Source organism: Blautia caccae (assembly GCF_040095955.1).
Taxonomy (GTDB): Bacteria; Bacillota; Clostridia; order Lachnospirales; family Lachnospiraceae; genus Blautia; species Blautia celeris.
Genome location: NZ_JBBMFP010000011.1, coordinates 14,700 through 35,053, shown reverse-complemented (window position 1 = coordinate 35,053; position 20,354 = coordinate 14,700). Strand labels below are relative to the sequence as shown.

The window sequence follows — 20,354 nt, the reverse complement described above, 5'->3', positions numbered from 1 at the left end:
TTAAGACCACCCGCTCTCCGCAATTTTTCCATCCTCTATCCGGATAGTTCTGTCAGCCACCTGGGCGATCTCCTCGTTGTGGGTGATCATCACAAGGGTCTGGTGGAATTTTCTGCTGGCTGCCCGGAACAGCCCCAGTACCTCCTGACTTGTCTGAGAATCCAGGTTTCCTGTGGGTTCATCTGCCAGAATGATAGCCGGCTTTGTGACCAGCGCCCTGGCAATGGCAGCTCTCTGCTGCTGTCCTCCTGACAGCTTTCCCGGCTTTCTCTTCAGCTTATCCTCAAGCCCCAGGACCGTCACGATCTCCTTCACATATTCCTCATCCACACGGCGCCCGTCCAGTTCTACCGGAAGGACAATGTTGTCATAGATATTCAGATTCGGCATCAGATTAAAATTCTGAAAGACAAACCCGATTTTACGCCGCCTGAAAATAGTCAGTTCATTGCTGTCAAGCCCGCTGAGCTCCTGTCCGTCCACCATCACGCTTCCCCCTGTGGGGCAGTCCAGGCCTCCCAGCATATGCAGAAGCGTACTCTTTCCCGAACCGGATCTGCCTACAATGGCTGTAAAGTTCCCCTGCTCAATCTCCATATTGATACCATCAAGAGCCTTCACCAGAAGCGGCTCTTTTCCGTAATACTTTGTAAGATTTCTTGTCTGTAAAATATTCATGATGTATTCCCCTTTCCTGTGATACTCTTATTATAGATGTCCATTCTCTCAATCCTGTATCAGTCTTCGGAATGAATGGTATCAATATTGATACATGTTTTGCACAACGCAAAAAGGCGGCCTCATGCCGCCCTTCTCGGAAGAAATACTTCAAATTCTGTTCCGTATCCCTCTTTTGATCTTACTTTGATGTACCCGCCCTGCAGGGTGATGATCTGCCGTGCCAGATACAGTCCGATGCCAAGCCCCTCTGTTTTCGCAGCCTTTGCCTCCCGGTAAAATCTCTGGAAAATCCGGTTATAATGCCCGGGGTCTATTCCTATTCCATTATCGCTGATGGAAATTACGACATACATTTCCAGATTCCTGGCACTTACGGTTATTTTTCCGCCGCTTTGTGTATATTTCACTGCATTGTCCAGGATATTTCCCAGGGCCTCCGCGGTCCATTTGCTGTCATGGCTGACTTCAATCGTGGGCCTGACATCTACCTGCAGTTCCATCTTTTTCTCATCTGCCCGGGACCTGACCGTATCAAGTGCCCGGGAAACGGTCTGGATCAGCTTACAGTTTTCCGGATGCATATGCAGCATTTTGCTCTCAAGGCGTGACATTTCAGCCAGAGATTCAATGAGAAATTCCAGTTTATCAACCTGCTGCAGAATGATTTGGATAAACTGCCTCTCCTCATTTTTTGACAGATTTTCCTCACAGAGTGTTTCCCCGTACATTTTTATATTCGTTATGGGTGTTTTCAACTGATGTGTAATATCAGATACCATCTGCTGCGTCTCCGCCTTTTCCTTTTCTGCCGCCCTGGCCTTATATTCCAGAATTTCCCCTGTCTTCTGAAGCTCCATGACCATCTTGGAGGTCAATGTCTCCTGATTCTGTACCTCGGCACAGGGATTTCCATTCATAATTTCCTGTGCATAATGGCATACACCCCGGGAATATTTCACATACTGGTTCCTGAAATACAGATAGCTGCCAATCCCGGCAGCCCACAGTCCCCACATGGATACCCACAAAAGTATCTTTATTTCAAATGAAACAGGCTGCAAAAAGAGAAAAAAGCTCCCCCCGCACACAGCCAGGAAATGCACTGCTGTGAGAATGGGCCACACGATTTTTTTCATATTATCTGCTGCCTCCCATCCATTCATAACCCATACCGTACACGGTTTTTATATAGGTGTTCTCCCCGTCTTCCAGTTTTCCTCTCAGTCTGCTGATATTTAAGGTCAGCGCATGGTCATTCACATAGTTTCCTCTGTCATCCCATACCTTTTCCAGCAGGATTTCCTTTGAAAGAATCCTGTTTGGATTTCTGCAGAACAGTTCCAGAAGGTTAAATTCCGTAGGGGTCAGTGTCAGTATCTGCCCGTTTTTGCTGGCTGTTCGCCTCACAAAATCCACTTCCAGTTCCCTGCAGACATATACACCGGAAGTCTCCTCTGACCTGGCGCATCGGCGCAGAATGGTCTGGATCTTTTCTACCACCACGCGGATGCTGAAGGGTTTTGTAATGTAATCATCTGCGCCAAGCTGCAGGCCCTGTATCACATCGTCATCCAGATTGTGGGCTGTGAGGAATACAAAGGCGGCGGACTGTTTGGCAAGCACTTTTCTGGCAAAATCAAAGCCGCTGCCATCCGGCAGATTCACATCCAAAAGGATCAGATCCGGTTCCTGTGATTTTAAATACGAATCTGCTTCCGCCAGGGTATAGGCAGGTTCTGCCTCTATATTCTTTCTCTGGAGGTGAAAGCAGAGACCTGCATTTAATATTTCATCATCCTCAATAATCAATACTTTGCTCATATCTATTTACTGTCCTGTTCTTTTTCTTTGCGGCATGGGGCGCTGTTATGTGTGGTTGTGCGGTAATGGGGTTATGCCGGTGATGGGGTGTGGTTTATTAGAAAGTATACACTATTGTGATTTTTCTGTATATAGATATTCCGGGATTGATGTAGTGGATGTTCATCGTTTTGGAGAAAGCGGACGCCAAACCCAGCCGCAGGCTTCCCCGTATGGCCGAGAGCAGAGAACTTCCAAGCTAATACGCAACCCGCACTAAGTTCATCGCCTTAGGGCTCTTCACTAAGTGCTTGCTAGCGTATGGATCTTGTAAGATTCTCTACCGCTCTGAAACGTCCATACGGGGAAGCCTGCGGCTGGGTTTGGCTGGGACTGGCTGCGGATAGTACCGTGTTGGCTGGGGCAGAATTCAGATATTTGCTCTGCACACGTCCGGTTATAGGGCAGTCTGTGGCTGAATTGGATGATGATCAGCTGCGAATTCTACCAGGTTGGCTTGGAGCAGAATGCAGATAATTGCTCTGTACGTGTCCGAACAGGGGAATCTGTGGCTGAATTGGCTGCGTGGCTGGATGTGATATAGATGGATGGTAAGTTCCACCAAGCGATGAACTTTGTGAAACTTACCATTCACTTCTATATTGTTACAATGTTACCCCTTGCTTGAAAATTGCAATATCATGATAGCCCGCTTTTTCTGCCTTCACCTTCTCACCTGATGCTACCCGTATAATGTACTCAAACAGGGCCTCCGCCAATTCCTCTTTTGTTTTATCTTCCACCATTTTTCCGGCGTCAAAATCTATCCACTTGGATTTATAATCCGCCAGGCCTGAATTAGAAGATATTTTAATGGTGGGTACGAGTGACGCAAACGGTGTACCTCTTCCGGTTGTAAATAAGACGATCTGTGCTCCGGAGATGGCCAGACTGGTGGCTGCTACCAGGTCATTTCCGGGTGCTGACAGAAGGTTTAATCCCTTTTCTTTTACCCTCTCAGCATACCTTAATACATCTGTCACCGGTGCAGAACCTGACTTCTGGGTACACCCCAGAGACTTGTCCTCCAGTGTGGAAATCCCGCCTTTTTTATTGCCGGGAGATGGGTTTTCATAGATTGTCTGGTTATGCCTGGTAAAATAATCTTTAAAATCATTGATCAGATGAACAGTCTTTTCAAATACCTCTCTGTTCTTACACCGGTTCATAAGAATCGTCTCCGCACCAAACATCTCCGGCACTTCCGTGAGAATGGTTGTGCCGCCTTTTGATATGAGAATGTCGGAGAAAGCCCCCACCACCGGATTCGCCGTGATTCCTGACAGGCCGTCAGAACCGCCGCATTTCATGCCGATGATCAGTTCTCCTGCATCACACTCTTCTCTGACACATTTATTCGCATTTTCATAGAGTTTACTCAGAATAGTGAGTGCTTCCTCAATCTCGTCTTCTGTATCCTGGCACTGCAAGAATTTCACCCGTTCTTCCTCGTACTCACCGATGTACTCTTTTAGAACGGGAATATTGCAGTTCTCGCATCCAAGACCCAGCACAAGAACTCCCCCGGCATTTGGATGATGGACCATATCTGCCAGAACTTTTCTCGTGTTTTCCTGGTCCTCGCCCATCTGGGAACACCCGTAGGGATGGGTAAAGGCCACGATCTCCTCCACATTTCCCAGCGGAAATCTTCTTTTCGCCTCCTGCTCAATGGCCTTTGCCACAGAGGAGACACAGCCCACTGTGGGAAGGATCCAAAGCTCATTCCGCACGCCTACCGTACCGTCCGCCCTTCTGTATCCCATAAAAGAAGCCTTTTTACCCGTCAGTTCTTTCAGTGAAACCGGTTCGTATTTATACTCCAGCACATCGCCCAGAGATGTCTTCAGGTTGTGAACATGGATCCAGCTTCCTTTTTGGATGTCTTCTTTTGCATAACCGATCGTCGCGCCGTATTTTATGACGGGAGCACCCTTTTTCATATGGCACAGGGCAAATTTGTGGCCCTGGGGAATGTCCTCAAGAAGTGTGATCTGTGTGTCATCCACGGTAACGGTCATTCCTTTTTTCATTGGTTTTAAGGCAACTGCTGCCATATCTTCTCTGTTGATTTTGATAAAATCCTGCATATTTTCTCCTTTACGCCAGAACCTCGCCGTAAGCTTTCTCCATTCCCTCCGCCTCAATACAGTCATACCATTTCTGCACCACATCCAGCATCGGGCTTAAATCCTGTCCCCAATATTCTTCTTTCTTTAAAATATCCGCAACAGAAGCCTCTTTCATAAATGCCACGATTTCTTCCCCATCGTTAGCCGCATCTGTGCGGTAAAACGCGATCAGGGCAGCCAGTGAGAAGGTAAGCCCCTGCGGATAGGAACCGTATTTTTCTTTATATTCCAAAATGGTAGGCAGCACTCTTGCCTTGAACTTGGACACGGAATTTAAGGCGATGGATAACAACAGATGACGGATAAAGGGATTTGCAAAACGTTCCAAAACTGCTTCTCCGAAATTTCTATTGTCCTGTGTATCCCCAATCGTCGGAATAATCTCCTCAAAAATACATTTTTTAAGAAGTGCCGATACTTTTTCATCTTTCAGGCATTCCCCCACCGTCTCCAAACCGTACAGATGTGCTCCCAGCACCATGGAAGTGTGGGCACCGTTTAAAATTCTGACTTTTCTCTTCTTATAAGGGTCCACATTGTCTGTCCAGATCACATTGTAACCGGCCTTCACCAGAGGCAGTTCGTCCTCATGATCTCCCTGGATCACCCACAGATGGAATATCTCCGCTGTATCCATCATGTTGTCCTGCTCCCCGATTCTTTTACACAGCGCTTCATGCTCTTCACGGGGAAATCCTGTCACGATGCGGTCCACTAAAGTAGAACAGAAGTCATTTTCTGTCTCCATCCAGGTCTTGAATTCTTCTCCCAGATTCCACAGATCCGCATACTTCATACAGCATTTTTTCAATTCCTCTCCGTTATGGTCGATCAGCTCACAGGATAAGATGATAAATCCTTTTAATCCCAGTAAAAAGCGCCTGTACAATAACTGAGTCAGTTTGCCCGGGAAAGATTTTGCCGGCTTATCCTCCAGCTTGTTATCTGAAACGAACTCTATTCCGGCCTCCGTTGTATTGGATACGATAAACCGGAAGTCCGGATTTTCTGCTAATTTTTCATAAGCCTCATATTCTGTGTAGGGGTTGATACACCTTGAAATGACATCAATGTGAGTATGCTCATCCACAACTTCCCCCTTGTCAATTCCTCTTAAAAATAAATTGTACTCACAGTTCTGCTTATTCAGTTCGCCGATCATTCCCTTTTCAATCGGCTGTACCACCACAACAGAACCGTCAAACAATTCTTTTTCTTTTAATTTCTGAAAGAAATAATCTACAAATCCCCGGAGAAATCCTCCTTCTCCAAACTGTATTACTGTCTCTTTTCTCTGCATGCTCATAATAGAAGCCCTTTCTGTACTATTTCATACTGCGGCCTGCACAGTCTGTGCACTGACCTGTTCATTAGTTTCTGTACAACAAGCAATTTCTTTATTGACTGCCCCTATTATAGCTCATATATCCGCTGTTGTATACAACAGTTTTTGATTTTTTACACTTTCGTGCCTTTCCATAAAAAACAATTTTCCATTTTGTGAGTATTTCATAAAAAGGAAATGACCGGTCTTCCTATTTATAAAGACCAGTCATTTCCTTTAAACAATAATTCAAATATGGCATTCTTAGAAAAATGCAGATGCTCTTTCATGGCTTCGGATGCGCCGTCCCAGTCCTGTTTCAGTGCACATTTCGTAATCTTCAGATGTTCCTGGATGGTCTCCTTGCGGCGCTTTTCGGAGCATTCCCCGCTCATGATCCGCATTCGCTTTATCTGGCTGTTGATCAGCTCATAGGTTTTCAGAAAGTATACATTGGATGTGGCGTCAATAAACATCTGATGAAAAAGATCATCCATGTCATCGTAGGAATATGGCAGGTCAGCGCCTTTTAAGTACGCCTGATAATCCTGGTAATATTTCATATACACATCCTGTTCTATCCGGTTCCCATAATGAAGGATGGCGTATGGTTCCAGCATCATCCTGGTCTCATATATCATATTGATCTGGCTTAAAGACAGATCTGAGACCATGATTCCCTTCTTCGGAAGAATTTTCACCAGCCCCTCCTGCTCCAGCCTGCTGATGGCATCCCGGACCGGCGTTCTGCTGGCCGACACCTCTTCCCGCAGCAGTTCTTCATTGATAAAAGTATTTGGTGCATATTCACAATTTAATATTTTCGCTTTTATGGCATTGTAAGCCTGTTGTTTCAAACTCTCTTTCTGCATTCTGCCGCCTTTCTGCAGTGCACTGCGCAACTTGTGTTCTGTTGTAACTGTTCTATTCCCTCACAGTTACAGGCAAAGATCCATGCAAAACCGCCTTTGGCGATGGGATTTTTACTTGGCTGCGAAACGTTTTCTTACGGTCAGCGCAGTAAATGCGCAGACCTGATGAATAGTTATGATCTGTTACATATATTACCACATTTTCTGCAGATTGCAAAGCCTGTCTCCTTTCAATTCCACCGCAGTTGTATACATTGTTATTTTTCTAACTTTTTAACCGCATTTTTCTTTTGGCTATAATGCACATTTTTATCGGTTATTTTTTGTATATAGATAACAAATTATCGAAAATTTCAGTATTTATTTCTTTTTTCTATTGACATCTTTTCTATTTTACCCTATTATCCCTTGTATACAACAAGCAATTTCCTATAACATTTTGGAGGAACAACAATTATGAAAGCAATGTTTATCGATACTCCCGGTCAAGTCTCTATTAAAGAACTCCCTATGCCGGTACCGAAAAAAGGGGAAGCACTGTTAAAAGTATTATACGGCGGCATCTGCGGCAGTGATCTGGGGTCCTACCGCGGAACTTTTGCCTATTTTTCATATCCCAGAACACCGGGCCATGAATTTTCCGCCGAGATCATAGAGATCGAGCCGAATGACAAGGGCCTTGAAAAGGGTATGATAGTAACCTGCAATCCATACTTCAACTGTACGGAATGCTACTCCTGCCAGAGAGGCCTGGTGAACTGCTGCACCACCAACCAGACCATGGGTGTTCAGAGAGAAGGTGCCTTTGCGGAATATATCACAATGCCTATTGAAAGGATCTATGACGGCAAGGGACTCTCCCCGAAAACACTGGCATTGATCGAACCCTTCTGCATCAGCTATCACGGCGTCACAAGGGCAAATGTAACAAAAGATGACAAGGTTCTCATTATCGGTGCCGGAACCATCGGTGTGCTGGCAGCCGTAGCCGCAAAAGCTCTGGGCGCGGATGTGACTATCTGCGATGTAGCTCCCCAAAAACTGGCTTACGCACAGGAGACCTTCGGTATTGACCACATTTTACTAAATGATGATCCGGAAACTTTTATGGATAAAGTGCAGGAAGCCACAGGCGGAAACGGATTTGATGTGGCGATCGAGGCGGTGGGCCTTCCCTCCACATTCCAGAACTGCATAGACGCTGCTGCCTTCGGAGGCCGTGTTGTGCTGATCGGTGTGGGAAAACAGAATCTGGACTTTAACTTTACTTTGATCCAGAAAAAAGAACTTAACATTTTCGGTTCCAGAAACGCACTGAAAAAAGATTTCCTGCAGTTGATTGACCTTGTAAAAGAGGGAAAGGTCGACCTGGATAAAATAGTTACCAATACATATAAATTTGACGATGCAGCCGCTGCTTTTGCAGATTTTGATAAAAACGCAGCCTCTATGCTGAAAGTCATATTTGAATTTTAAAAACGAACGGAGGTATTTGTTATGTCACATTCTGCATGGTTATTCATGTCCTTGATCATTTCCATGGTTGTTATCTTATTTTTAATTCTGAAAGTAAAATTAAATGCTGCCATTTCTTTAGTGTTGGGAAGTATCCTGATGGGCGCATTATCCGGCGTTTCCCTGGTTGAGACCATAGACGGCATCAATGTGGGCTTCGGCAACATGTTAAAGGGTATGGGGCTTCCCATCGGTTTCGGCATTATCCTGGGCGAACTGGTCAGCAGGTCCGGCGGCGCCCAGATCATTGCCTCAAAGATCGTAAAAGCATTCCCCAAAACAAAAGCGATCTACGCCATCGGCCTGGCTGCGTTTATTCTCGCCATCCCGGTATATTTTGATGTGACCTTTGTTATTTTGATCCCGATCGGCATTGCTCTTATGAAAGAGATCAACAAATCCATTGCCCATATTGTAGGCGCCATCACCATAGGCGCTGCCGCTGCCCACACCATGGTGCCCCCTACCCCGGCTCCCCTTGCCGCAGGCGAGATCTTCGGATTTGACACAGGCATTATGATCGCATTCGGCACTGTTTTCGGACTGATCGGCGTATTCCTTGTTATCTTTATCTATACAAAGTTTTTGGACAAAAAGACGGACTTCTGGAATCCTGAAACAGATGAGTCTTCCGCCGGCGTCCATATCGATGCACAGGAGGACAGCTCCATCACACCGCCGTCTTTCGGCTTTGCTTTATTGCCTATTTTTGTACCGATCATTTTGATTCTTTTAAACACAGTTACAGGCAGTGCCATGGGTGATGCACAGCCCGGTATTTTCCTCTTTTTAGGTGACAAAACAGTTGCTCTGCTGGCAGGAGCCATTGTGGCTTATCTGATCGGCGTAAAATGTATGGGCAAAGAGAAAGCGGAAAAGGCTGCTACAGATTCTCTCTCCTCCGCAGGTATCGTATTCCTGATCACAGGTGCGGGCGGTGCTTTCTCCAACATCATCACAATCACAGGCGTCAGCGATGCCATTGCTGATATTGTGAGCGGATTTGCACAGAATGTGTTTGTTGTTCTGATCCTGTCCTACCTGGTCGGCCTGCTGATCAAACAGGTGACCGGCTCAGGTACCGTATCTGCGCTTACCAGTATGACCATTATGTCCGGCGTGGCTTCCGCCATCACACTGCCGCCGGTGTTTGTGGCAATGGCCTGTTTGTCCGGAACACTTTTCGGCGCGACCGTAAACGACAGTGGTTTCTGGATCGTAACCAATATCAGCGGGCTCTCCATCAAGGGAGGCATCAAAACATATACCGTATCAGAAATGATGGAATCTGTCTTTTTCCTTATTTTGCTGTTGCTTGCAGCCAGCGGATATATGATAATATTCTAAGATAACAGGAGGAATTTATTCATGAGAGAAAGACCCTTTGTCGCAGACCTGGTCAGTGACCAGACCATCCCGAAAATGTTTAAAGTAAAACAGGTATTTCCCCGGCCCAAAATTGAGCCGGAGGAAATACCCGGAATCATTGAATCCCTGCTTTCCCAGGAGAAGTTCTCCTCCAAAGTGAAACCCGGCATGCGCATCGCCATCACTGCCGGTTCCCGGGGCATCGCAAACGTAGCACTCACAACAAAATGCATTGCTGACTTTGTAAGATCAAGAGGCGCCCATCCATTCATTGTCCCTGCCATGGGAAGCCACGGCGGAGCCACTGCGGAAGGTCAGCGGGCGATCCTGGAAGGCTACGGAATCACAGAGGACTATGTAGGCTGTCCTATTATCTCTTCCATGGAGGTCAAAAAAATCGGGGTAAATGAGGAAGGCATGGATGTCTTCATTGACAAAAACGCCGCCGAATCCGACGGTATCATCCTTGGATGCCGCATCAAACCCCATACAGCATTTCGCGGCCCCTACGAAAGCGGAATCATGAAGATGATGGCTATCGGCCTTGGAAAACAGCACGGCGCTGAGGTCTGCCATGAAGCGGGCTTCAAGAATATGGCCAAATACGTCCCCATGTTCGGCCGTGCGATCATTAAAAACGCCCCTATTTTATTTGCAGTCCCAACCATTGAAAATGCGTATGACGAAACATGTAAGATCATAGCCGTAAATGCAGATGAGATCATTGAAAAAGAACCGCCTCTCCTGCAGGAAGCCTTTGCCAATATGCCCAGGATCCTGGTTGATTCCTGTGATGTTCTGGTCGTTGACCAGATTGGAAAAAACTTCAGCGGAGATGGTATGGATCCCAATATCACCGGAACCTTCTGTACCCCATACGCAACAGGCGGAATCCGGTCACAGCGCGTCTGTGTCCTGGATCTGAGTCCTGAAACCCATGGAAACGGGATCGGACTTGGCTATTCCAGCGCCACCACAAAACGCGTCTTCGATCAACTGGACTTATCCTCCATGTACCCAAACGCGATCACCTGTACAGTTCTGGGCGGTGTGCGGATTCCCATTGTCATGGAGAGCGACAGGGAAGCCATCCAGGTCTGCATAAGAACCTGCAATGAGATCGATAAAAAGAATCCCAGGGTTGTAAGGATTCCAAACAGCCTCCACATAGAACATATCATGCTCTCAGAATCTTACTATGAGGAAGCAAAAAACAACCCAAATCTGATCATTGAGAGCGAACCGGAATACCTCCCCTTTGATGAGGACGGCAATCTCTGGTAAAAAAACATTCCCCGCTTTTCCCTGAAAAAAAGGAAAGATGCCGCCAGGGCTGTTAATATGCCCCTTCCGGTATCTTTCCTTTCTCTTTGCCAGCTGCAGACATTTTCCTGTATCTGTCATGCGCCCTTGAGACTGCAGAATATCTCATTATAACAGTATCACTGACCGCTTCTTGTTATATCCCTCACCCAATTATACTTTTTGTAATGTATGTATACAGCCGGAAGTTTGATGATCTCATCCAGGTTGATGATAAAGTACACAGCCAATATCGGTATTTTAAAATAAAACGCTGTCAGCAGTCCAAGAGGTACTGTCACCACCCACATAGTCACCGCGTCACAGAAAAGGCCGAACCTGGAATCTCCCCCTGCGCAGAAGATACCTGCGATCACAGTGGAATTCACAGATTTTCCTATGAGGTAATACGTACACATAAACAGCATCCCCTTCAGATATCCATGGGCCGCCGGGCTTAGATTGGAAAAGCCGAGAATCAGAGGACTTAACCCCAGAAGCAGAAGGCCGGACAGAGCGCCCATCAAAATGGAGAGGCGGCACAGCCTGTCTCCGTAATCTTTGGCAGCGTCCAGATTCCTCTTTCCCAGTTCATTTCCCACAATGATTCCGCCGCCGCTTCCCAGCCCCAGACACAGACAGGCGATCAGGTTCTTCACAATATTGGCAATGGAATTGGCAGCCACCGCATCGCTGCCCAAATGTCCCATAATAACGGAATACATGGTAAATCCGCATCCCCATATGAGCTCATTTCCAAGCACAGGAAGGGTATAATGGAAGAAATCCCCTTTCAATTCCCGGTCAGCGCGCACCAGATATTTCACATGCAGCCTGATCCTGCCATGCCGCAGGGATTCTGTAAATGCCCATCCCAGCTCCAGAACCCTTGACAGCACCGTCGCCAGCGCTGCCCCGGCGATCCCCATAGCCGGAACCTTCCAGACGCCGAAAATAAAGACTGCGTTCAGCACAATATTTGTCACCATGGAGACAGAACCTATCACCGTACTTTTTAAGGTATATCCGCTGTTTTTCATGATGCACAGATAAATCTGGGAAATCCCCATGAGCAGGTAAGACACTCCCACGATCCGCAGATACTGCGCCCCCTGCGCGATCAGACCTGTATCCGGGGTAAAGATCCGCATGAGAGTCTCCGGAATCAACAGGGTTCCCAGAAAGAAAACAAGGGATATGGCAGAGGAAAACTTCAGCGCAATGGCAAGTATTTTCTCCACCGACACCTTATCCCCTTTTCCCCAGTATTGGGCTGCCAGGATTGTGGTCCCGATGGTAAGTGCTGCCAGAAACAGGCTCAGAACAAACTGTATCTGACCCGCAAGGGAAACCGCAGACAGGGCCTCCTGGCTGATCACACCCAGCATTATGGCATCGGACGCGCTGACCGCTGCAGTCATAAAATTCTGAAAGGCAATGGGGAGGACCAGGGTAAACAGCTTTTTATAAAATATTTTCTTATCACTCACCGATTTCCACTGCCTCTACCTTTGCCCAGGACTCCGGATCAAATTCCCTGTCTTTGTAATAGTATTTTTTATCCGCATCTGTGATCCGGCGAATCACCCGGCAGGGATTCCCCGCTGCCACCACATTGGCGGGAATGTCTTTTGTCACCACACTGCCTGCCCCGATCACTACATTGTCTCCAATGTGCACACCGGGAGTGATGACTACATTTCCTCCGATCCACACATTGTTTCCGATCGTCACAGGAATCCCGTATTCATATCCTGACTGTCTGGCTGCAGGATGCACCGGATGTCCGGCAGTATAGATTGATACATTTGGCGCAAGCAAAACATTTTCCCCGATGGTAACCTTGCCCACATCCAGTATGGTGCAGTTATAATTGGCAAAAAAGCCTTTTCCCACCTGGATATGAAATCCATAGTCACAGTAAAACGGCGGCATAATGGACACATTCTCCTGTGCACCACTCACTATTTTTCCCGCCAGCCTGCCCAATGTCTCAAAATCCGAGGGGTCCGTAGTATTAAATTCTCTTAAAAGTCTTCTGGTCACCTTCTGCTGGTCAAATACCGCATCATCTGATATATAGGGAAGACCTGCATCCCTGCGCGTAATATTATCCATCTCTTTTCTCCTTCACAAACAAGTATTTTCATGTATAATAATAGTGTATTAATTCCGTATATTCTATCAAAATATGCCATTATATTATAACAATCGTATTTATGAAGGAGGTATTTGTGAACGGAGTAAGCATTTTAAAGGACGCCTCGGAGATCGTCCACTACAACACCCCCAATATTCCCCTGTATCTGAAAGAGCGGTGGCTCTCCTCCTATGCCAATATGGAGGCTCTCTGCCACTGGCACGAGGATATCGAATACATGAAAGCTCTGAAAGGCCACATGGTCTACTATGTGAATGGAGAAAAACTGGCGGTCCGGGAACACGATGCCCTCATAGTAAATGCCCGGCAGATGCATTACGGTTTCTCAGAGGATAAGACAGACTGCTATTTTGCCTGCATTGTCTTTCGTCTCCATCTTCTGTGTACCAATCCTGAGCTTACGGAAAAGTACATCCATCCCATTGCCGGGCATCCGAATCTTCCCTACATTTATCTTCACGCAGACAATCCCGCTGAGGCAGCGGTCATCCGGCATTTCGACGCGGCATGTGAGGACTGCCGAAGGCATTATGAAGGTTATGAGCTGATGATGATCAGCAGGCTGACTGCCGCCTGGGCTGCGCTCTACTCCCTTTTAAGTCCTAATCTATTGTCCTACAGCACTGCCATGGAGGAGGACTTATCCACCCAAAGAAACATGATCTCGTTCATATACCGGAACTATACACAGAAACTCTCCCTGAACGATATTGCAGCCGCGGGCAGTATATGCCGCAGCAAATGCTGCCGGATCTTCAAAAAATACCTGAACAAAACGCCCATAGATTTTCTGAACGCCTACCGCCTGGAGGTCAGTATGCGCCTGCTGACAGATACCGCTATGAGCATCACAGAGATTGCCCTGTCCTGCGGCTTCCAGAGCCCCAGTTACTATGCGGAAATCTTCCAGCAGCACAAAGGCTGTACCCCCAGCCATTACCGTATGCGGCAGACAGAGGGATATGAGGCACGCGGATGCCTCTAATCCCCCGGCCGCTTTGTTTTTCTGACCTTACGGACTTTCCCCTTGATCGGCTTCGTCTGAAGACATTCTATAACCTGATTCCCCTTAAAATTTAAAACCTCCACATAGCTTAAACTGTCCCGGATATCCACAATGCCTATGTCTGAGGCCTCCACGCCGTCAATACTGCAGATGGTTCCCACAATATCCCCAGCCCGCATTTTTGATTTCCGGCCTCCGCCGATGGACAGACGTGTAATTCCCCGGTTCAATACCGCCCCCTTTTCAGGTTTCGCTTCTGCTTTTACGCGCTGGGCTTTCCAGAATGCCTTTTCCTTTTCTTCCTCTGTCTCCGGAATTTCCGCGCCGGGCAGCTCCTGCCCCACAAATGCCTCCACCTGCTTCAGCATCCTTTTGTCCTCTTCTGTTACAAGGCTTATGGCTGTACCGCATTTTCCGTTTCTTCCGGTTCTGCCGATCCGATGGACATACGTTTCCTTCCCCGTAGGAAAATCATAATTCACAACATGGGTGATCTGTTCAAAATCAATCCCCCTTGCAGCCACATCCGTTGCGATCAGAAAGCGAAAGCAGCCTCTCCGAAACGCATCTACCGTCTTAAGCCTCTCCCTCTGCTCCATCTCCCCATGCAGCATCCCGCAGAATATACGCCCTCTGCGCAGCTTCTGAAACAGAACATTTGTCATCTCCCTTGTCCCGCAGAAAATCATACAGCTCTTTGGATTCTCATTTATAAGAACCTTGAGAAAGTCCCCGTACTTTCTCTCCTGATCAGTGATATAGACCTTTTCCGTGATCGCCGCTGTCTGCTCCTTCGTGGGTTCCTGCAGCACAAGTATTCTGTCCGGAATAAACGCATCCGCCAGCTCCCTGATCTCCGGCCCTAATGTGGCGGAGAACAGGGATATTCTGCAGTTTTCCGGAACCAGAGAAAGGATATTTTTCACTTCGTCGATAAAGCCCATATCCAGCATCAGATCTGCCTCATCTATCACCAGCCATTTTACTTTGTCAAGCTTCAGGCTCTCCCTGCCCAGATGGTCCATAATACGTCCCGGTGTACCTGTGACAATATGGGATTTCTGCCGCAGGGTCTGAATCTGCTTATCAATGGGAAACCCGCCGAAAACTGCCGGCACCTTCAAACGTTTCTTTCTTCCTATATGAAACATTTCCTCGCTGACCTGCACTGCCAGTTCCCTGGTAGGCTCCAGTACCAGCGCCTGGGGCGCATTCTCCTCCCACCATACACCTTCACAGATCGGTATGGCAAATGCCGCTGTCTTCCCGCTGCCCGTCGGTGCTTTCACCACCACATTTTTTCCCGCAAGCATGGGTGTAATGACTTCCTGCTGTATGCCTGTAGGTGTCTTATATCCCAAACCTTCCAATGCTTCCAGGATTTCCTGTGAAAGCGGGTATTGGTTAAAATTGTCTGTCATTGTTTTTTACCTTTCTCTAATTCCTCTTCCCCATGGCTTTGCAGAGGGACGCTAACCTGTTATACAGTTTATCAAAACACAGATGAGATTGCCAGACATTATTTGCTTATATTTCCTTCACTACAGACGATGACTCCCTCATAAGCCGAAACTTCCCCGATTATCATAATTCTACCTGAACTTCAAGCAGAAAACTACATACTCCATAACCAAAATTCCAGATAAAAGCCGGAACAAAATTGGATTGCATGTACATATCAATCAAATCCCAATTTAGTTATAATCATTTTATAAAATATTTCGTGAAATTTTATAAAATACCCCATCACAGTACCTCTGTGTCCGGGAAAAAGGGAGGAGCATTGTATGCGTGTCGGATAATTTATGAAAACAACAGCGGAACCTGTTTTGTTTGTATCCGCTGTACAAAATGTGACCCTTCTGCCGAATGCCAGCTTCTTTCTTTGAAAATCGTATCATCTGACCGTAAGTTTCTATGAGATGACATCTTTTCATGAATGCCTGACGGCTCTCTGCAGAAAACAAAATCTACATTACAATAAGAAAGTGAGGAATCAGTATGGAAGTAACAAGTAGTAAAAAAGAGATATGGACAATGGGCAGTTATTCTCTATTGACCCTGGCAATCATGGTCGGATTCATGTACCTGAATACATTCGCCACCGAGGTTCTTGTAATTCCCGCAGGAACTCTGGCTGTGGCACTGGGCGTGGCAAAGTTTCTGGATTTCTGTTTCAGCCTGTTTGCCGGTGCTATCATTGAAAAAGTCAAAATCGGAAAGACCGGAAAGAACCAGTCCTGGCTCTATCTTGGCCGCTGGATCCTGGCCGTTTCAATCATGGCTGAGGTATGTAATACCAGTTCCGCTCCCATGGTAGTCCGTGTGGCAGTCCTTGCTGTATCCTATACAGTTCTGAACTGTCTGATGAACATTCTTCAGACTGCTTACTATGGCGTTCTGGCCGCCGTAGCAGGTCCGAACATGTCCAACCGAAATGCAATGACCGTCAACATGACACGGCAGAGCACGGTTATCACCATCATTTGTTCTTTCATTCCTACCCTTGTTACTGTGCTTCCTTTTGGTAACTGGAACTATTTTATCGTTGCTTTCGTATTTATGATCCCTATGCCTTTTGCTCTGGGAGCAATCGCCAAATGCGCGGACGGCAAGGATGTTCCTGTCGGTGCTACCGCTTCTGTGAACCAGGTCAGCATCGGCGATATGTTCGGTACATTGCTTAAGAATCCCCAGATGCTGGTTCTTTTCCTGGTATTTACGATTCTTTACATTGCGCAGTTTACCTACCAGGCTAACTATACCTATTATTTTATTTATGTTGTCGGTGATTTCACCAAGCTTACATTTGTTACTCTGATCAATGCCATTGTCGGCTTCTTAGCCGCCATGGTTATGCCAAAGCTCGGAGCAAAACTGGGCAAAAAAATGTCCTGTGTATTTGGATTTCTCCTTATGAGCATTGCACTGATCCTGGTATCATTTTTCGGTGCCCCAAATGGTGTTCCCAACCTGACCGCTTATATTATCCTCATGTCTCTGATGATGGCCGGAACCTATACCTGGATGCCCTACATGGTAGTCCTTTACCTGGATGCAGGTGAATATTTCCTGTATAAAACGGGAAAAGATACCCGTGCGATCGCTGCCGGCCTGGCTTCCCCGCCGATGAAGATCGGTATGACCGTGGGCAATACCCTTGGCCTGGCTCTGTTGTCTGCCATCGGTTTTGTTTCCGGAGGCGCCTTTGAGATCAACACTGCATGGATCTCCAATTTCATGCGTGTTACGTTCATGCTCCCCGGGTTAATCTATCTGGCATCCGCCATTATCCTGCTGGTGTTTTACAAGATCAGCGACAAGGATGCTGCCAAGTACGCCCAGGCAAATGCTGAGAAAATGCAGCAGAGCAAGTAACAGAAAATAAAATATTTCAGAAAGAACAGGAGAGAAAATTATGTCAAAAATACCCTTTGATGAAAAAGAAATGACCATCGCTTATACCGTTCCTAATATGCTTGATCCTACCATCCCGGAAAGTCCCGCCTGGACTTATCCCCAGTCCGAAAAAGAGGCAATAAAAGAGCTGTATGCCGGAACACCCACCTGGTGTCCCTCCGGTCTGGAGTCTGGTCTTTTTGCCCCTTCCGTAATCCCGGATAACATTGCACGCGGCTTTGTCATTGAAGGAGTCCCCTTCGATATGGCAAACTACGGCGGCCCTGATATGTTCGGCATCGAATGGGAATACGTTCCTGTAGCAGGCGGTTCCATGGTCCGTCCCGGCACCCCTCTTCTTGAAGATGCCAATGACTGGAACCAAATCCTGAAGTTCCCTGACATCGACGCATGGGACTGGGATGCCAGCGGCAGACAAAACTACGATTTTCTCCACAATGGCAAAGCAAATATGCTCTGGTTCTTAAATGGCTGCTGGTATGAAAGACTGGTTTCCTTCATGGATTTTGAAGGTGCGGTTGTAGCTCTGATCGATGACGAGCAGAAGGATGCCTTAAAAGAATTGTTTGCTAAGACGACGGAACTGTACTGCAGACTCGTTGACCGCTGCGCAGAGACTTACGGAGACGGTATCTCAGGATTTACCGTACACGATGACTGGGGTTCCCAGAGAGCGCCGTTCTTCTCCCCTGCAGTGGGCGAAGAGATGATCGTTCCCTACATGAGAGAGCTGACAGACCACATCAAGTCCAAAGGACTGATCGCTGACCTGCACAGCTGCGGCAGCCTGGAAATGCAGCTTCCCAACTTTATCAAAGCCGGCTGGCAGTCCTGGTGCCCCATGCCGATGAACCCGACCCAGAAAATGTACGAAGAATACGGCGATAAGATTCTTCTCCACGTAGAACCGGACCTGCCCGAAGGCGCTTCCGAAGCAGAACAGGAAAAAGCCGGTGAAGAATTCGTCAGAAAATACTTCAAGCCCGGCAAATACTGCTTCCCCAATTATATGTATTTCCCACAGAAGATGACGCCTGCGTTCCGCAAAGGTATGTACCGTGCATCCAGGCAGTAAACGGTAATTTATTATCATTTTGCTTTTTATTCACAGCGCCCGGAGGAGAACGGTCTTCCGGGCGCTGCTGCTTAGCAGCATACTGTTTCCAATATGTTTTATGAAAGAGAGGAACGCGAATGTCTGATAAAAATCTGGCTCCCGCGGCAGTCCCGCCGGAAGAAAATAACATCATGGGTATTGCTCCCATACCAAAACTCCTTGCGAAATTTGCCATACCTTCCGTCATCTCCATGCTGGTAAACTCCATCTACAATCTGGTGGATCAGATTTTCATCGGCCAGGGTGTCGGTTATCTCGGTAATGCTGCCACCAACGTGGTATTTCCTTTTGTCACCATCGCCATGGCGATCTCACTGATGATCTCCGTGGGTACCGCCGCCAATGTCGGACTGAATCTGGGCGGAAAAGACCAGGACTGTGCCAATCTGACTCTCGGCAACGGCTTTACCCTTGCCCTGTCAAGCGGAATCATCCTCTGTGTCATCGGTGAAATCTTCATGGTTCCCCTGCTGCGCCTCTTTGGTGCCACTGACACAGTGCTGCCCTATGCCATTGATTACGGCCGCATTTATCTTCTTGGCACCATGTTTACCAGCGTGGGCATTATGATCAATGATGAGATCCGTGCCGACGGTAACCCCGGCTATTCCATGAGATCCATGCTGATCGGCGCTGTGCTCAACTGTGTGCTGGACCCGCTGTTTATCTTCGTCTTCCACTGGGGCGTGAAAGGCGCTGCCTTTGCCACCATCATCGGACAGTTCGGCACGCTTGTCTTCAGTCTTCTTTATCTGAAAAAGTTCCGCACACTGACAATGAAAAAGGAAAATATGAGGCTGCGTCTCTCCATCGTAAAGAGCATCCTGGTACTGGGCCTCTCCTCCTTCCTCACACAATGTGCCGCACTGGTCATGCAGATCATTATGAATCAGCAGACAATCAAATACGGTGCGCTGTCTCAGTACGGTGCTGACATTCCTCTGACCGTGTTTGGGATTGTCAATAAGGTAAATGGTTTGATGATGTCTCTGATCATGGGAATCTCCGTTGGCTCACAGCCTCTGTTCAGCTATAATTACGGCGCCAAACTCTTTACACGCGTAAAAAAACTGGCGCAGACCTGTCTGATCGTCTGTGTTACCATCGGCTTTCTCGGTATGCTGTGTCTGCAGATCTTCCCGCAGCAAATCATTTCCATATTTGGTCAGGAAAACGATCTGTATAATGAATTCGCTGTGATGTGTCTGAAAAATATGACCATTTTCATCTTTGTCATGGGCGTTCAGATGGTGGCCAGCGTATACTTCCAGGCAGTCGGAAAGGCAATGGGCGCTACAGTGCTTTCCCTGTCACGCCAGGTATTGTTCATGATTCCCTGTATGCTGATCCTGCCTTACTTCTTCGGGATCATCGGCCTGATGTGGTCCTTCCCGGTGTCGGATGTGTTCTCGGTGGCTATGGCGGCGATCATGCTTTCGATGGAGATGAGGAAGCTGAATCGGTTGATTCGGGTTCCGGCTGCGCAGGCGCAGGCGGAATGATTTATGTGGACATAGATATCTGACAACTACAGTTATAAAATATAACAGCGGATTGGAGAATCCGCTGTTATATTTTATGCTTACCCTCATTTTT

Annotated in this window: 16 protein-coding genes; 7 read left to right on the top strand and 9 right to left on the bottom strand. The window is 47.2% G+C overall.

What is annotated here, in order from left to right; all coding sequences use genetic code 11:
- From WMO65_RS13545 to WMO65_RS13520, 6 genes are all read right to left on the bottom strand, one after another.
- Entirely contained in the window at nucleotides 1-678 is a 678-nt protein-coding gene (locus WMO65_RS13545) for an ABC transporter ATP-binding protein (RefSeq protein ID WP_148393213.1), read from the bottom strand.
- Nucleotides 679-800: 122 nt separating this feature from the next.
- Complete coding sequence (locus WMO65_RS13540) at nucleotides 801-1,817, bottom strand: sensor histidine kinase (RefSeq protein WP_187370647.1); 1,017 nt, start codon at nucleotides 1,815-1,817, stop codon at nucleotides 801-803.
- A 1-nt stretch (nucleotide 1,818) separates the two neighbouring features.
- Nucleotides 1,819-2,502, bottom strand: a complete 684-nt coding sequence (locus tag WMO65_RS13535; RefSeq protein ID WP_033139004.1) for a response regulator transcription factor — start codon at nucleotides 2,500-2,502, stop codon at nucleotides 1,819-1,821.
- Between the two features lie 644 nt (nucleotides 2,503-3,146).
- The gene (locus WMO65_RS13530; protein ID WP_148393215.1) at nucleotides 3,147-4,631 is read right to left on the bottom strand and encodes a UxaA family hydrolase; all 1,485 of its coding nucleotides are present in this window, start codon (nucleotides 4,629-4,631) and stop codon (nucleotides 3,147-3,149) included.
- A 10-nt stretch (nucleotides 4,632-4,641) separates the two neighbouring features.
- Nucleotides 4,642-5,982: a tagaturonate reductase gene (locus tag WMO65_RS13525; protein ID WP_302759446.1), complete on the bottom strand. Its 1,341-nt coding sequence runs from the start codon at nucleotides 5,980-5,982 to the stop codon at nucleotides 4,642-4,644.
- A gap of 230 nt (nucleotides 5,983-6,212) precedes the next feature.
- Nucleotides 6,213-6,869 carry a GntR family transcriptional regulator gene (locus tag WMO65_RS13520; protein WP_054351815.1) on the bottom strand — a complete coding sequence of 219 codons (657 nt, stop codon included), beginning with the start codon at nucleotides 6,867-6,869 and terminating at the stop codon, nucleotides 6,213-6,215.
- A gap of 456 nt (nucleotides 6,870-7,325) precedes the next feature.
- On the opposite strand from WMO65_RS13520, the gene WMO65_RS13515 reads away from it, so the two are divergent.
- Genes WMO65_RS13515 through WMO65_RS13505 form a run of 3 tightly spaced genes read left to right on the top strand, consistent with a single transcriptional unit; the run spans nucleotide 7,326 to nucleotide 11,036 of the window.
- Complete coding sequence (locus WMO65_RS13515; protein ID WP_033139002.1) at nucleotides 7,326-8,345, top strand: zinc-binding alcohol dehydrogenase family protein; 1,020 nt, start codon at nucleotides 7,326-7,328, stop codon at nucleotides 8,343-8,345.
- Between the two features lie 21 nt (nucleotides 8,346-8,366).
- Complete coding sequence (locus WMO65_RS13510; RefSeq protein ID WP_148393216.1) at nucleotides 8,367-9,731, top strand: GntP family permease; 1,365 nt, start codon at nucleotides 8,367-8,369, stop codon at nucleotides 9,729-9,731.
- 21 nt (nucleotides 9,732-9,752) lie between these two features.
- Entirely contained in the window at nucleotides 9,753-11,036 is a 1,284-nt protein-coding gene (locus WMO65_RS13505) for a nickel pincer cofactor-dependent isomerase, group 22 (protein ID WP_148393217.1), read from the top strand.
- A gap of 158 nt (nucleotides 11,037-11,194) precedes the next feature.
- On the opposite strand, the gene WMO65_RS13500 is transcribed toward WMO65_RS13505, so the two are convergent.
- Together WMO65_RS13500 and WMO65_RS13495 are read right to left on the bottom strand one after the other, a co-directional pair.
- Entirely contained in the window at nucleotides 11,195-12,544 is a 1,350-nt protein-coding gene (locus tag WMO65_RS13500; RefSeq protein ID WP_148393218.1) for an MATE family efflux transporter, read from the bottom strand.
- The gene (locus WMO65_RS13495; RefSeq protein ID WP_103732620.1) at nucleotides 12,537-13,172 is read right to left on the bottom strand and encodes a sugar O-acetyltransferase; all 636 of its coding nucleotides are present in this window, start codon (nucleotides 13,170-13,172) and stop codon (nucleotides 12,537-12,539) included. Before WMO65_RS13495 ends, WMO65_RS13500 begins: the two co-directional genes overlap by 8 nt.
- 116 nt (nucleotides 13,173-13,288) lie before the next feature.
- Between WMO65_RS13495 and WMO65_RS13490 the strand changes: the two genes are divergently transcribed.
- On the top strand, nucleotides 13,289-14,200 hold the full coding sequence (locus WMO65_RS13490; RefSeq protein ID WP_187370648.1) for a helix-turn-helix transcriptional regulator: 912 nt from the start codon (nucleotides 13,289-13,291) through the stop codon (nucleotides 14,198-14,200).
- Here WMO65_RS13490 and WMO65_RS13485 read toward each other — a convergent pair.
- Nucleotides 14,197-15,642: a DEAD/DEAH box helicase gene (locus WMO65_RS13485; RefSeq protein ID WP_148393220.1), complete on the bottom strand. Its 1,446-nt coding sequence runs from the start codon at nucleotides 15,640-15,642 to the stop codon at nucleotides 14,197-14,199. The genes WMO65_RS13490 and WMO65_RS13485 overlap by 4 nt on opposite strands.
- 580 nt (nucleotides 15,643-16,222) lie before the next feature.
- On the opposite strand from WMO65_RS13485, the gene WMO65_RS13480 reads away from it, so the two are divergent.
- From WMO65_RS13480 to WMO65_RS13470, 3 genes are all read left to right on the top strand, one after another.
- A complete protein-coding gene (locus WMO65_RS13480; protein ID WP_081960088.1) occupies nucleotides 16,223-17,599 on the top strand; it encodes an MFS transporter in 1,377 nt (458 codons plus the stop codon).
- 40 nt (nucleotides 17,600-17,639) lie between these two features.
- Nucleotides 17,640-18,716: a uroporphyrinogen decarboxylase/cobalamine-independent methonine synthase family protein gene (locus tag WMO65_RS13475; RefSeq protein ID WP_033138994.1), complete on the top strand. Its 1,077-nt coding sequence runs from the start codon at nucleotides 17,640-17,642 to the stop codon at nucleotides 18,714-18,716.
- A 119-nt stretch (nucleotides 18,717-18,835) separates the two neighbouring features.
- Nucleotides 18,836-20,260 carry an MATE family efflux transporter gene (locus tag WMO65_RS13470; protein ID WP_052098726.1) on the top strand — a complete coding sequence of 475 codons (1,425 nt, stop codon included), beginning with the start codon at nucleotides 18,836-18,838 and terminating at the stop codon, nucleotides 20,258-20,260.
- The last annotated feature ends 94 nt before the right edge of the window (nucleotides 20,261-20,354 follow it).

Bases quoted from the DNA above. Each gene is read 5' to 3' on its own strand.
- WMO65_RS13545 (WP_148393213.1), bottom strand. From the start codon at position 678: ATGAATATTTTACAGACAAGAAATCTTACAAAGTATTACGGAAAAGAG.
- WMO65_RS13540 (WP_187370647.1), bottom strand. From the start codon at position 1,817: ATGAAAAAAATCGTGTGGCCCATTCTCACAGCAGTGCATTTCCTGGCT.
- WMO65_RS13535 (WP_033139004.1), bottom strand. From the start codon at position 2,502: ATGAGCAAAGTATTGATTATTGAGGATGATGAAATATTAAATGCAGGT.
- WMO65_RS13530 (WP_148393215.1), bottom strand. From the start codon at position 4,631: ATGCAGGATTTTATCAAAATCAACAGAGAAGATATGGCAGCAGTTGCC.
- WMO65_RS13520 (WP_054351815.1), bottom strand. From the start codon at position 6,869: ATGCAGAAAGAGAGTTTGAAACAACAGGCTTACAATGCCATAAAAGCG.
- WMO65_RS13515 (WP_033139002.1), top strand. From the start codon at position 7,326: ATGAAAGCAATGTTTATCGATACTCCCGGTCAAGTCTCTATTAAAGAA.
- WMO65_RS13510 (WP_148393216.1), top strand. From the start codon at position 8,367: ATGTCACATTCTGCATGGTTATTCATGTCCTTGATCATTTCCATGGTT.
- WMO65_RS13505 (WP_148393217.1), top strand. From the start codon at position 9,753: ATGAGAGAAAGACCCTTTGTCGCAGACCTGGTCAGTGACCAGACCATC.
- WMO65_RS13495 (WP_103732620.1), bottom strand. From the start codon at position 13,172: ATGGATAATATTACGCGCAGGGATGCAGGTCTTCCCTATATATCAGAT.
- WMO65_RS13485 (WP_148393220.1), bottom strand. From the start codon at position 15,642: ATGACAGACAATTTTAACCAATACCCGCTTTCACAGGAAATCCTGGAA.
- WMO65_RS13480 (WP_081960088.1), top strand. From the start codon at position 16,223: ATGGAAGTAACAAGTAGTAAAAAAGAGATATGGACAATGGGCAGTTAT.
- WMO65_RS13475 (WP_033138994.1), top strand. From the start codon at position 17,640: ATGTCAAAAATACCCTTTGATGAAAAAGAAATGACCATCGCTTATACC.
- WMO65_RS13470 (WP_052098726.1), top strand. From the start codon at position 18,836: ATGTCTGATAAAAATCTGGCTCCCGCGGCAGTCCCGCCGGAAGAAAAT.